The organism is Enterococcus xiangfangensis (assembly GCF_005405365.1).
Taxonomy (GTDB): Bacteria; Bacillota; Bacilli; order Lactobacillales; family Enterococcaceae; genus Enterococcus_A; species Enterococcus_A xiangfangensis.
Genome location: NZ_BJDX01000001.1, coordinates 175,990 through 188,472, shown reverse-complemented (window position 1 = coordinate 188,472; position 12,483 = coordinate 175,990). Strand labels below are relative to the sequence as shown.

At 36.5% G+C, this 12,483-nt stretch carries 13 protein-coding genes and 2 pseudogenes; 9 read left to right on the top strand and 6 right to left on the bottom strand.

The window, feature by feature from the left end:
- From FFM68_RS00950 to FFM68_RS00925, 6 genes are all read left to right on the top strand, one after another.
- Entirely contained in the window at positions 1-201 is a 201-nt protein-coding gene (locus FFM68_RS00950; protein WP_137617576.1) for a cold-shock protein, read from the top strand.
- A 93-nt stretch (positions 202-294) separates the two neighbouring features.
- Complete coding sequence (locus FFM68_RS00945; RefSeq protein ID WP_167483426.1) at positions 295-672, top strand: hypothetical protein; 378 nt, start codon at positions 295-297, stop codon at positions 670-672.
- A gap of 21 nt (positions 673-693) precedes the next feature.
- The gene (locus FFM68_RS00940; protein ID WP_137617574.1) at positions 694-882 is read left to right on the top strand and encodes a hypothetical protein; all 189 of its coding nucleotides are present in this window, start codon (positions 694-696) and stop codon (positions 880-882) included.
- A 268-nt stretch (positions 883-1,150) separates the two neighbouring features.
- Entirely contained in the window at positions 1,151-2,005 is an 855-nt protein-coding gene (locus tag FFM68_RS00935) for a toll/interleukin-1 receptor domain-containing protein (protein WP_137617573.1), read from the top strand.
- The gene (locus FFM68_RS00930) at positions 1,995-2,408 is read left to right on the top strand and encodes a hypothetical protein (RefSeq protein WP_137617572.1); all 414 of its coding nucleotides are present in this window, start codon (positions 1,995-1,997) and stop codon (positions 2,406-2,408) included. Before FFM68_RS00935 ends, FFM68_RS00930 begins: the two co-directional genes overlap by 11 nt.
- 98 nt (positions 2,409-2,506) lie before the next feature.
- Positions 2,507-3,073 carry a hypothetical protein gene (locus FFM68_RS00925; RefSeq protein WP_137617571.1) on the top strand — a complete coding sequence of 189 codons (567 nt, stop codon included), beginning with the start codon at positions 2,507-2,509 and terminating at the stop codon, positions 3,071-3,073.
- A gap of 253 nt (positions 3,074-3,326) precedes the next feature.
- Here FFM68_RS00925 and FFM68_RS00920 read toward each other — a convergent pair.
- The 3 genes and pseudogenes from FFM68_RS00920 to mazE all read right to left on the bottom strand — a co-directional run.
- A pseudogene (locus tag FFM68_RS00920) lies at positions 3,327-3,719 on the bottom strand (tyrosine-type recombinase/integrase); the annotation flags it as partial.
- 47 nt (positions 3,720-3,766) lie between these two features.
- Positions 3,767-4,110: pseudogene (locus FFM68_RS00915) on the bottom strand (type II toxin-antitoxin system PemK/MazF family toxin).
- Positions 4,110-4,340 carry a type II toxin-antitoxin system PemI/MazE family antitoxin gene (gene mazE, locus FFM68_RS00910; protein ID WP_137617570.1) on the bottom strand — a complete coding sequence of 77 codons (231 nt, stop codon included), beginning with the start codon at positions 4,338-4,340 and terminating at the stop codon, positions 4,110-4,112. Before mazE ends, FFM68_RS00915 begins: the two are co-directional and overlap by 1 nt.
- Positions 4,341-4,532: 192 nt before the next feature.
- On the opposite strand from mazE, the gene FFM68_RS00905 reads away from it, so the two are divergent.
- Positions 4,533-5,132, top strand: coding sequence for a tyrosine-type recombinase/integrase (locus tag FFM68_RS00905; protein WP_137617569.1), 600 nt, complete (start codon positions 4,533-4,535; stop codon positions 5,130-5,132).
- A 102-nt stretch (positions 5,133-5,234) separates the two neighbouring features.
- Here FFM68_RS00905 and FFM68_RS00900 read toward each other — a convergent pair whose 3' ends face one another.
- Together FFM68_RS00900 and FFM68_RS00895 are read right to left on the bottom strand one after the other, a co-directional pair.
- A complete protein-coding gene (locus FFM68_RS00900; RefSeq protein ID WP_137617568.1) occupies positions 5,235-5,558 on the bottom strand; it encodes a type II toxin-antitoxin system RelE/ParE family toxin in 324 nt (107 codons plus the stop codon).
- A complete protein-coding gene (locus tag FFM68_RS00895; protein ID WP_137617567.1) occupies positions 5,555-5,788 on the bottom strand; it encodes a type II toxin-antitoxin system prevent-host-death family antitoxin in 234 nt (77 codons plus the stop codon). Before FFM68_RS00895 ends, FFM68_RS00900 begins: the two co-directional genes overlap by 4 nt.
- A gap of 572 nt (positions 5,789-6,360) precedes the next feature.
- On the opposite strand from FFM68_RS00895, the gene FFM68_RS00890 reads away from it, so the two are divergent.
- The gene (locus FFM68_RS00890; protein WP_137617566.1) at positions 6,361-8,838 is read left to right on the top strand and encodes a BspA family leucine-rich repeat surface protein; all 2,478 of its coding nucleotides are present in this window, start codon (positions 6,361-6,363) and stop codon (positions 8,836-8,838) included.
- A gap of 3 nt (positions 8,839-8,841) precedes the next feature.
- Positions 8,842-11,013: an InlB B-repeat-containing protein gene (locus FFM68_RS00885; protein WP_137617565.1), complete on the top strand. Its 2,172-nt coding sequence runs from the start codon at positions 8,842-8,844 to the stop codon at positions 11,011-11,013.
- A 314-nt stretch (positions 11,014-11,327) separates the two neighbouring features.
- On the opposite strand, the gene FFM68_RS00880 is transcribed toward FFM68_RS00885, so the two are convergent.
- Positions 11,328-12,356, bottom strand: coding sequence for a hypothetical protein (locus FFM68_RS00880; RefSeq protein WP_137617564.1), 1,029 nt, complete (start codon positions 12,354-12,356; stop codon positions 11,328-11,330).
- Positions 12,357-12,483: the final 127 nt, after the last annotated feature.

Below are 12,483 nucleotides of genomic sequence, written 5' to 3'. Positions count from 1 at the left end.
ATGCAAAATGGAACAGTAAAGTGGTTTAACAGTGAAAAAGGTTATGGATTTATCACAGATGAGAATAAACAAGATATTTTCGTTCATTATAGCGATATTGTCGGTGACGGCTACCGGAATTTAGCAGAAGGCCAGTCGGTTGTTTATACGATCGGTGAAAACAGCAAAGGTAAAATTGCAACGAATGTAGTTGTTGAATAGCGGTTGGGAGGGTGGTCGAAAAGTCGACTGCCTTCTTTCTTCAACCAAGGCACAATTTATCCACTAACCAAATTGAATAATAGGATTGTGATTATGACTTCACAACAAGTAATGATTGCAAAAGAAATTTTGAAAAACTATCGGCAGTTGGCACGTCTGACTGGGAAGTTTCTTTCAATGATTGAGTTGGAGAAGCTAACGATCTGTAATGCAAGCATTGCAATACCTGACACGGCTTTACAAACACTTGAACAGTTTGAATCAGAGAGACAAGCGATCATTCAGGCATGGCAATTGCTATGCGCAAAAGAACGCACAACGTTGTTTTACGCATACCTTTGCAAAGAGCCTATGACCATGCAGCAGATTGCAGCAACGATGAAATACAGCAAGAAATCAGTAGAAAAGTGGAAGAATCAAGTTAGTAAAAATTTCTTGAAACGATATAAAAATGGGGTTATGGTTGAGTAAAATCAATAAGGTGGTTGAATGGTGATTAATTATATTGAAGCTAAATATATAGGTCCCACTTGCTTAGCTTTTGATTATGGTAAAACTTATAAAGCTGTTGGATATGATAGTATTTTGAAATGGGTATCCATAGTTGATGAAAGCAATGAGAACTATTTGTACTCTCCTGATTTATTTGAATTTTCAGGTAGCTTTGAATTGTTGCCGTAAGACTTTCCAAATGTGTATCAAAAAAACGGTGTTTTGGAATTGATGATTTATCAGCAAAATGAATAGTGAGAAAAATGAAAGGTCAGTCCGCTACACTTTTTTTGCTAGAATAAACTGATTTTATATGACTGCTACTTTTTGTTTTTAGAAATTGAGATGGTCAATCCAGATGAAAAAAAGGAGTGATCTGAAATAAAAGTATTCCATCTAGCTATCTTATATGTTAGATTTTTTGATATACTAAAAGAAAATAACTGGAGTTGTTGAAGTGTTTAGAGGATATAATTTGTCTTTATCAAATGCCGATATTAGTTTGTTGGGTAAAATAGAAAGTATGAGTTTGTCGAAAATAACGGATAGTTTAAAAGTCAATAAAGAGGAAATGAAAAGGAAATCGGATAGTCTTATAGATAAAGGGTTGCTTAGTGCTTCTATTCAAAAAAGTAATGAAGATTTAGATGGTTCAAAATTAAGTAATGAATGGTTTCCGTCTATTCATGCAGATATTTTTATCTCACACTCTCATAAGGATGAGAAGTTAGCAATCAAATTGGCCGCTTGGTTATTCCAGAATTTTGGACTAAATTGTTTCATTGATTCAACAGTTTGGGGATATAGCGATGAATTATTAAAGGAACTAGATAATCATTATTGTTTGAATGAGAATGGCGAAACATATAGTTATGAAAAACGAAACATGACAACCAGCCATGTTCATATGATGCTTTCTACAGCTCTGAATAATATGATTGATAGGTCAGAATGCTTGTTTTTTTTAAATACGAAAAATTCAATTATTGATGACAAGTTGGATCCGGAAGATAGTGATCAAACCTATTCTCCTTGGCTGTACAATGAAATATCAACCTTTAATATCGTTGAGAAAAGAAACCCCAGGTATTCACTTGAAGAAGTGAGAAAAATTCTTCTTGAGTCAGAGCAAAGTATAGAGAAACGCACTGAATTCAATATTAGATATAAAACTGATCTGTCAAAATTAAAAAAAATTGGCTGGCTAGATTTGTTGAGGTGGCAACAAAGTAATGAAAATGGTGTCAAAGGGCCAGAGACTCTAGACGCGTTATACTATATACCAATTCTGGAGAAAATTTATGAGCAATGATTACGATAAAGCGAAACATTTAGAGATGATTCAAGGTATTATAAATAGGCTATCGGGAAAATCAACGTCCGTAAAGGGTTGGTGTATAACCTTAATATCAGCTTTGCTTATTTTCTCCGAACGTTCTACAGAGTTTAGAATCTATTTTATCTTGATTATAGCTCTCCCACTAATAAGCTTTTATTTTTTGGATACTTTTTATTTGATTATGGAACGGAGATACCGAGACCTTTATGAAGAAGTAAGAACCGGTATAAAAAAAGATTACGACTTAAAAATAGAAAGAAAAGTAAGCAAGTATGACTACAGTGAAGTGCTTAAGGGGACAACTCAAAAATGGTTTTATATTCCAACTATTACTATTTTGACCCTAATAATTATTTTCTATGGACTGGGAATATAAAAAAACTGACTGCAAAGTGAATGGCTCTTCCATGTTAAATGCTTTTTATACGTCCTTTATGGGCGTGTTTTTTTGTATAATAAATTGAGGTGAATTAAATGGATTGGGTGATAAAAAACATATGGCAAAATGAGCAATTAGTGAATTGGTTGAGTGCTATAGGAACAATCGGTGCTGTTTGGGTATCGCTATGGTTAGCAGTTCGAGATGAAAGAAGAAAAGGCAAATTAGAAGTTAATGGCATAAAAAGGCAGGTTTCAGTTATGCACCCCACAAGAAATTTTATTGATCCTATTTCTGTTATTTCTTGTGAGATATTTAATTACAGTAAATTTCCAATTACAATATCGACAATAAAGGTTAATGTATATAAGAGAAGATGGATAAAAAAGAAATTTATAAGTGGTGGCATATTGCTTACAGATGAAGATTTGGGGAGATTCTCAAAATTACCAATGATAATATCTCCATTTGAAGCTGATACTTGGATGTATAGTAAATATTTATTTGATAACTATACTAAGACGCAAATAATGCCTAAGATAGATAAGGACAAAGAAAAACAAATTTTGATTGAATTTCGTGCGGTTGATTCGTTTGGAAAATTTTATAAGAAAAAAATTAAAATTAGAAAAAATGAAATAGAAAAATATTTAGCGGATTAGAAGATAATGCCCCCAGCTAGAAAAAGCTAACTAAAGTCTATCTGTTTGTAAAAATAGAAAGGAATGTACACTTATTTAGTAGTAGCTTTTTCTATAAATTATATTGATTTAATAGTATTTACAAATTCCAACAAAGCCAATTCTTAAATGGAAGGGTCAGTTGGTTAATAATAAAACGAGTGCTCGAAACGTTGGTATTACAGCGTTTCGAGCTTTTTTATTTGATGTTTTTTTGTTTTGGCTACGTTGCTGATCATTCACCCATAAATTTAGCAAATCTATCGCCAGTTTCCTTGATTGATTTAGGGGTAACGTGAGCATAAATGTTCATGGTTGTTTTGATATCTTTATGGCCTAATCTTTCTTGTACCTCTTTTATTGAAGCGCCACTTTCAAACAACAGACTACAGTGTGTATGCCGAAAACCGTGTGGAGTAATTTTTACATCCATTGGAGTTTTCTTATAAATCCAGTTAAGCCAATCATTTACGGCTTGCGGATAATAGAGCTTATTCTCTTTTGTGGTGAATAAGAATTGTTGTGGAGACTTACTATTGTAACCATGCAAAAGCATAATCTTCATTTGTTCCTGTCGCCAATTTCGCAACTGTTTTAAAGTTACGTCATCAAGTTTTATTACTCTACTTAAAAGACGGTCTTTTTGTTTATTTGAGTATGTATTACTCAATCCAATCAACGCCACGAACACAATTGTATTTGATCAATTTTGGCCATATCTGCAAGTGGTAGGCCTTCGGTTTTTTTAGCTTTCGTTCTTTGAAATCAAGTGATTTTAACTGAGAAATAAGTACTTGTCCTGTCGTTTCTGCTTCATCAGGTAAGGTATAGCGAGTAGGTAGCTGCTTGATAGTGGAAGTAATGGGACAAATCACCGCAAACATGGTCTTTCGGTTAAATTCATATCTTGAAACGACTAATCCCGGGCGTCTTTTTTGAATTTCCTTTCCTGCTGAGGGATCAAAATTAATCCAGACAATATCACCTTTTTTTGGAATATAATTCCTTTCTTCTGTCATTACCAGATTTCTCTCCCTTCAGGAACTAAATCGTCCCACTCGTCCTTTTCGTAATACTCAGCTTCTTCACCACCACTAAATGGATCTTCGATTTTAGGAACTAACGTAATTGTTCCGTTATCAGAATATACTACAATGTATTCTTGATTTTCTGTTGGTTTCTTTCCGTTATCGGAAGGCAAGGTTATTACAACAGAACTCCCTTGTAATCTAGATTTTGCTGTAAGCATTGATATCACTCCTTTATAAAATTTTATCACGCAACACAACCTTGTTGTGTTGCGTTGGTGAAAATGGCGTGATCCCTTGCGGCTCTAAGGGAAAATCTGTTTTTTTGTTGCCGCTTTTTTGTTCGTCTATTTTTAACGCAACTTAAACTATGATATACTCTGTTTATGTTGCGTTAGTTAGGGGGACCAAAAATGAAATTTGTCGAGCCGATTCGAGACAAAAAAAAGATCGAGGACATGAAACTTTTTTTAGCTGCAGGGAAAAATGGGGAACGAAATGTTTTATTGTTTACAATTGGAATTAACACCGCTTATCGGATCTCCGATTTACGAACTCTGAAGCTGAGAGACGTGGTAGAAATTTCTCGCAATCGAATAATTGCCAAAGATCGATTAGAAATGAAGGAACAGAAGACCAGAAAAAGTAATTCCGTTTATATCTCAAAAAAGTTACGGAAATTAATTTTAGACTATGTACAAAAAAATTTCTCTGAAGCCCTTGCTGCAGGAGAGTTTGATCTGTATCTTTTTCCTTCCCGTAATGGGGAGAATCAACCATTGGATCGTGTGACCCTTTGGCGTGTGATCTCTGGCGTTGCTGAACGTGCCCATCTGAAAAATATTGGTACGCACTCTATGCGGAAGACGTTTGGGTATTTCCTCTATAAAAATGGAACAGATTTAACGCTCATTCAAGACCTGTTAAACCATAGTAGCCAGCGTGAAACCTTGCGCTACATTGGAATCACCCAAGAAGACAAGGACACGGCCGTTCGAAGCCTGGATCTATAATATAATTGGAGAATAGGAATTATATAGTTTGAACCCCTAGAGAGATTAGACTCTCTAGGGGTTCTTTTGGGGCTAAGTTCATCAGAATAGACGTTTCTAAGCTTAATTAATAAACGAATCAAATTTCTTCATGAAGTCCTCGTTTACAGAAAACATTCGTAATAACTGTACTTCTTTTCTTTTCTCATTAATCTTATAAAATAGAACGTTTTTTTCAAGCGGCAAATACATATAGCCACTGAAAGTAAACATCAACTCTGTAGCAGCTTTTCCTTTTTGAGGAAATTCTTGCAATGAATCAAAAGTCGCAAATAACCTCGCCAGAACTTCGTTAGAGGTATCTTCTGAAAACTGTTTAGTAAGATAGTTTGCCAATTTATCCAAATCAATAAGTAATTCCTTAGTTAATGTAACGTTATACCTCATAAACCGAACCTTTTCTTTGCTTCATCAAGGGAAACGGTGCCGTTACTTTCTGCCTTTTTCAATTTTTCAACGATTTCCAAGCTGGTCATCAAACGATCGTAATCTTCAATGTTAACAACAACATATTTTCCGTGACCATTTTTTGTTAGAAAAACAGGATCATCTGTTGTGACTTGTTCAAGAAGTTTGTTGTAATTTCTCAAGTCAGAAACAGGTTTGATATTCAACATATTACTCACCTTCCTCGAATTAATTGTAACATATTTTACTACTAATTTGCAGCGGGACTTTTTAGGGGCTCAGTGATAGTAGTTGGGTATTGAAGGGTTGCGAAACAAACTGGGGATCGGACATAAAGCTCTTTTTTTAACCTAGTATTATCAATTATTAAATACACATCCTAATCGCTCACTAAAAACTCAACATCGTCAATCATTAGTGAATATCTATTTGAAAACGTCCTAAATAGACAATAATAATCATCGGTATGGCGAGCTTGATTCTTATGCCAGTATCATAAAACTCAGCAATGGAAATTTTATACTAATTCAAAAACTCTTCGTGCAGTTGAATTTTTCGAGCTGGCTGTCTAGTATATCGTAATAAATAGGTATAAATATTATGCTAAAACATCATAATATTATGGAGTTTTATATTATTTCACTATCTGTCGATAGATTACAAAGAATCATATCGATTACTTCTAACGGTATATATTGTTTAATATTATTTTTATTGTTATAATTTTATTAACAAATAATAAATTTTTAATAAAACAATTCTTAGGCTGGAGGCATCGAAAATGAAGAAAACTGATAAAACTAGATTGATAAAGACTGGTTCTCAGCGACAACGTTTTGTTTTCAAAAAGTTTAATAAGCAGCTGATCAGTATGGTTGGGGTATCCTTTTTGTTATTAGGAAATTATGCACTTGTTCCAATTCAAGTATTTGCGGGTGAAACTTTGGTAGGGAGTACTAGTGGTGTTATTCCCGAAGACTCACAGTTGTCAACTCTGAAAATAAGTGATCCGCTCACTCAAATAGAACCTGTTCAGGATGTACCTAAAATCGAAGAGACAGAACCAAGCGCTAAAGAAGTTGAACAAATAACTGAATCAACTGTAGAAAATTCCGAAGAAGAAGCTCAGGTGAGTCAAAAAGATTCCCAATCAGAGGTCTCCGAATGGGTCGCCGAAGAAAGTAATGGCTATATGGTCATTTCTGCGTACACAGGCGACGGAGTGAATATTATCGTCCCATCTCAAATCAATGATATGCCTGTACAAATCAATTTAGCAACTGCGATAGGTAATAAGTTGCGGACAACAACAAGAACATTTGAGATTGAAGAATCAAAAGATGGTTTGAATCCAGTGAAATTGATGGGGACATTTTACAATTTATTTAGGGATAACAAGGTTATTACTACAGCAGCATTTGCAGATGCGGATACTACAGCTATTTCAGACATGGAGCGTATGTTTTATGGCTGTAGTGCTCTTGTTAGATTGGATGCGTCTATTTGGAACACACAGAACGTACGAGACATGAGTTTTATGTTCAATGACTGCAATAACCTTACAAGCTTAGACGTATCCAACTGGAATGTTCAGAACGTACGAGACATGAGTTATATGTTCTATAGATGTAGTAATATTACCAGCTTGGATGTATCAAATTGGAACACAGAGAACTTACAAAGAACAGATGCTATGTTTATTAATTGCAGTAGTCTTATCAGCTTAGATGTATCAAATTGGGATATCAAAAACGTACTGTCCTTAACTGGTATGTTTGCTGACTGTAGTAACCTCACCAATTTAGATGTATCAAATTGGGATACTAGAAATGTACAGAGAATGGGTAGTATGTTTGCTGGTTGTAGCAGCCTTACTAGCTTGGATTTATCAAATTGGAATACTAGAAATGTACAGTTTATGGCCTATATGTTTGCTGACTGTAGTAATCTTACTAATTTAAATGTATCAAATTGGGATATTAGAAATGTACAGTTAATGGGTAGTATGTTTGCTGGTTGTAGCAGCCTTACTAGCTTGGATTTATCAAATTGGAGCACAGAGAGTATAGAGAACATCGAGAATATGTTTCTTGGCTGTAATAACCTTATAGAACTAAAGCTATCAGAGCCTTTCCAACTAGATAGTATCCAGCAACTGCGTGAATTGTCTTCTTCTGAGAATGAAGGAAAAACCAACTATCATTGGGTAAAAGATGATGCTGTGGAAATTTATGATTCAACTACCCAATTGATCGAAGAACACAATAGTCTGTCCGATGGCGGAGTCCATGTGTACACGATTCAAAAAAGTCATGAAGTCTCCTTTGTTACAAATAATGAAGATGATCAATTACCGGCACAAAAAATATTGGAAGGAGATTTTGCACAAGATCCCGATTATACAGGAACTAAAGATCATCATCAGCTTGAGAGCTGGATGTTGGATGGACAGAAATTTAATTTTGAACAAATGGAGATATCAGCTCCTATTACTTTAATCGCAAAGTGGCGCTTGAATCAATATACTGTTCGATTCAATGAAAATGGTGGAACAGGTACAATGGTAAGCCAGACATTGAGTTATGATGAGGAGCAGCCGCTGTCCAAAAATACTTTTGAAAGAACCGGATACTCCTTCAAAGGATGGAGCACTGAGCAAGATGGTAAAGACGGTGAAGATTTTGCGGACCAAGTAGAAGTAAAAAATATTTCTATGATTGATGGAGAAATTATTGATCTGTACGCTCAGTGGGAAGTGAATCAGTATAATATCAAATTCGATTCAAACGGCGGATCAGGGGAACTTACTCCCCAAAAAATGACGTATGATCTAGCCGAGAATCTAACAGAAAACAATTTTACTCGAAAAGGCTATCGTTTTACTGGTTGGAACACACAAGCAGATGGCAAGGGTGATTCTTATTCGGATAAGCAAGAAGTAGAAAATTTAGTTGCTGAGCCAAATGGTTCAATTACCTTATTTGCTCAATGGAATATAACCAAATACAACGTGACGTTTGATAGTGCTGGAGGAAGTGCTATCTCAGATCAAAACTATACGATTGAAACTGGAATTACAGAATTTGCTACACCGACTAGAAAGGGTTTCACGTTCTCTGGTTGGTACGATGGGAAGACGAAAGTAGAAGCTATTGGGGCTGGGGAAACCGGCAATCGTACGTTGACTGCCAAATGGGAAGCAAATCAGTACAATATCAAATTTGATTCAAATGGTGGTTCGGGAGAACTTGATCCGTAACAAATGACCTATGATCTAGCCGCGAATCTGACAGAAAATAAATTTACTCGCAAAGGCTATAGCTTTACTGGATGGAACACACAAGCAGATGGTAAGGGTGATTCTTATTCGGATAAGCAAGAAGTAGAAAATTTGGTCTCTGAGTCAAACGGTTCTATTACCTTATTTGCTCAGTGGAAAGCAAATGAATACACCATCAACTTTGATTCAAATGGTGGGTCAGGAGAACTGGCTCCGCAACAAATGACCTATGATCTAGCTGAGAATCTACCAGAAAATAAATTTACTCAAAAAGGCTACGGCTTTATCGGTTGGAATACAGAAGCAGATGGTAAAGGCTCTTCTTATTCGGATAAACAAGAAGTGAAGAATCTAGTCGCAGAGTCGAACGGTTCTATTACCTTATTTGCCCAATGGGAGGTGAACCAGTATAGTATCAACTTTGATTCAAATGGTGGGTCAGGAGAATTTGATCCCCAACAGATGACTTATGATTTAGCTAAAAATCTAACAGAAAATAAATTTACTCGATCAGGATATACTTTCCTCGGCTGGAATACACAAGCAGATGGAACGGGTTCTTCTTATTCTGATAAGCAGGAAGTGAAAAATTTGGTTGCTGAGCCAAATGGTTCAATCACCTTATTTGCTCAATGGAAAATGACCAAATACAACGTGACTTTTGATAGTGCCGGAGGAAGTACCGTTCCAGATCAAAACTACACGATTGAAACTGGAATTACGAATTTCGATACACCAACTAGAAAGGGTTTCACATTCTTAGGTTGGTACGATGGGGAGAAAAAAGTGGAAACCATTGAGGACGGGGAAACTGGAGATCGTGTATTAATCGCTAAATGGGAAGCGAATCAGTACAGTATCAATTTTGATTCAAATGGTGGTTCGGGGGAACTTGCTCCTCAACAAATGACTTATGATTTAGCTGAAAATCTACCAGAAAATAAATTTACCCAACCAGGATATACCTTTCTCGGTTGGAATACACAAGCAGATGGAACGGGTTCGTCTTATTCTGATAAGCAGGAAGTGAAAAATTTGGTTGCTGAGCCAAATGGTTCAATCACCTTATTTGCTCAATGGGAAATGACCAAATACAATGTAACTTTTGATAGTGCGGGGGGTAGTACCGTACCAGATCAAAACTACACGATTGAAACTGGAATTACGGATTTTGTTACACCAACTAGAAAGGGTTTCACGTTCGTAGGTTGGTACGATGAAGAGAAAAAAGTGGAAGCTATTGAGGCCGGAGAGACCGGTGATCGTACGCTAACGGCTCAATGGGAGATTATTGAGTACACGATTACCTTTGATAATGATTCGCTCCAACCAATCACCTATACAGTTGAATCGGATGTTATCAAATTGCCTACACAAGAACGGAATGGTTATACCTTCTTAGGTTGGTTAGTGTCGGAGGACACGGCACAAAGAGCTGGTACAGATCCAGGAGAAATCGTTCAAGAAATCCAAAGCGGCACCACAGGTAACTTAATGCTTAGCGCTCAATGGGAAGCAAATCAATATAGCATCAATTTTGACTCAAATGGCGGCTCAGGAGAGCTTGCTCCGCAACAGATGACCTATGATCTAGCCACAAACTTATCAGAAAATAAATTTACTCGATCAGGCTATACCTTCCTTGGTTGGAATACGCAAGCAGCTGGCACGGGAACTTCTTATTCTGATAAACAAGAAGTAGAAAATTTGGTTGCGGAGTCAAACGGATCGATCACTTTATTTGCCCAATGGGAAACGAATAAATCAGCATTAGAAGACTTAGTCAACAAAGAAAAAGAAAACCAACGTGATAAAGAAGATTACACTGAGGAAAGTTGGAAGAATTACGAAGAAGCCTTAGCACAAGCCAAAAAAATTTTGGCGGATGATCAAGCAACGGCCGAACAAACTGCAACAGCGTTAGAGGAGTTAAAAACGGCAATTGCAAACTTAGAATTGCTTAAAACCTCTGATGGACAAATAATCGGTACAGCAAACGACTCAGCAACTACTCGCAAATCTTATCCATCTGCCGGCACAAAAGCGAAAAGTTTCCCGCAGACGGGAATGATCGCAGGGTCAGGACTGATGATTGTCGGAATTGCCGTTGTCGGCGCAGCATTAGCTGGCTGGAAGAAACGAAAAGGGAAATAAATAATACAGTAAACATTAGCTCAAAAAAAGCAGGATTTGATTCCTGCTTTTTTGTTTTCTATTTCTTCTAAGCTAACTTTTACTTTCAATAGTAACTCCTTAGAAGCTAGCGGGAAAAACTGCGATACATTGGGATCATACAAGAAGGCGCAGACACCGCCGTTATGAGCTTCGATCTTTAAGTGATTAGTGAAGATTCATCAATCATTCGTGGTAATGGAAAAGGAATAAACAAATAGAAGCCCCAGCTGCATAACCAGCTAGGGCTTTCGTTGCATTTCGAAGGCTCACTGTATCATGTTAAATAGTAAGACCTAATTTTTCAAATTGGGATATTTTGCTGTTAGGTTATTTGCAGTTTGTACTATTTGGCTAGTAGTAACCGTACCAACAGTATTATCAACAATTTCACTATCTGAAATAGAATTTAAAACTTCCCTATTTAAGCCTTTACTCTCCAGCAGATTTCTTACAGTTTGAGCTATCTCTTGATCACTAGGCGCATTTGCGCTTTTTTGCGGATCGGCTGTATTTTGCTGTGTATGGTCATATTGTGCTTGCGGCATTACGCTACTTACTGGCGGAGGCGTAGTTGAAACTACAGTCCATCCAGTTGTCTGACCTTGATTCATGTAAAAATTACTTTCTTCTAACTGCCCATCTGAATTAATTCGATAATAATCTATCGTATCGCTCTGTACTATACTGATCCTAGCGACAGCGTATCCTTCATCATCCTTCGAGACCACAAGATTGAGTTTTGGATTATTTAATACGTCAGCTTCGTTATTACTACCACTTCTTTTTTGATTCCAGACGTTAGCGACCCATTGCCTAAATTGTGGTTTTGTAATTGTGCCGCTTGTAGCGGTGGAATTTTGTCTAGATTTTTGATCTGCTGCAGCTTCGTTGTTTTGAGCGTACGTTGTATTGTCGCTAGATTGTACTAAATCATCTGTATCACTGGAAAATGTAGAACTAACAGCAGGTGCCGCATTATTCGGATCAAGACTGCTACTGTTTTCTCTACTAGGGAGATACCAGAAAAATACAAAGGCAGCAACGCCAGCAACAAAAAACAACATGATAACCGCCATGATAGTTGCAGATTTTTGCTGTTGTTCTCTTTCACGCATTTTTTTGTTTAGCAATGCCTGCAGACGTGCCCTGACAGCTGGATCGGTTGCTTTGGCTAGTTCAAGCTCTAAAGTAGCAATTTGTTGCTTTTCGCTTAGATTCACTAACGTAGATGTGAGCTGACGCATTTCTGCTTGTCTAGCTTGATCGGCTTGGCTAGCCAGAAATTGATCATTAAAATAATCATTGCTATTGTACCTGCTCATAAACAGTCACCCTTTCACTTCACTCATTTTCCTTAATTATAAACTTAAAAAAGTATAGAACAAAATTTATTTTAATAGGTGCGGCAACTCAATCACGCTGATTCTAAAAATGTGGAAAGATAGAACA

Bases quoted from the DNA above. Each gene is read 5' to 3' on its own strand.
- FFM68_RS00925 (WP_137617571.1), top strand. From the start codon at position 2,507: ATGGATTGGGTGATAAAAAACATATGGCAAAATGAGCAATTAGTGAAT.
- FFM68_RS00895 (WP_137617567.1), bottom strand. From the start codon at position 5,788: ATGTTGAATATCAAACCTGTTTCTGACTTGAGAAATTACAACAAACTT.
- FFM68_RS00930 (WP_137617572.1), top strand. From the start codon at position 1,995: ATGAGCAATGATTACGATAAAGCGAAACATTTAGAGATGATTCAAGGT.
- FFM68_RS00900 (WP_137617568.1), bottom strand. From the start codon at position 5,558: ATGAGGTATAACGTTACATTAACTAAGGAATTACTTATTGATTTGGAT.
- FFM68_RS00945 (WP_167483426.1), top strand. From the start codon at position 295: ATGACTTCACAACAAGTAATGATTGCAAAAGAAATTTTGAAAAACTAT.
- FFM68_RS00885 (WP_137617565.1), top strand. From the start codon at position 8,842: ATGACCTATGATCTAGCCGCGAATCTGACAGAAAATAAATTTACTCGC.
- FFM68_RS00950 (WP_137617576.1), top strand. From the start codon at position 1: ATGCAAAATGGAACAGTAAAGTGGTTTAACAGTGAAAAAGGTTATGGA.
- FFM68_RS00880 (WP_137617564.1), bottom strand. From the start codon at position 12,356: ATGAGCAGGTACAATAGCAATGATTATTTTAATGATCAATTTCTGGCT.
- mazE (WP_137617570.1), bottom strand. From the start codon at position 4,340: ATGCTTACAGCAAAATCTAGATTACAAGGGAGTTCTGTTGTAATAACC.
- FFM68_RS00905 (WP_137617569.1), top strand. From the start codon at position 4,533: ATGAAATTTGTCGAGCCGATTCGAGACAAAAAAAAGATCGAGGACATG.
- FFM68_RS00890 (WP_137617566.1), top strand. From the start codon at position 6,361: ATGAAGAAAACTGATAAAACTAGATTGATAAAGACTGGTTCTCAGCGA.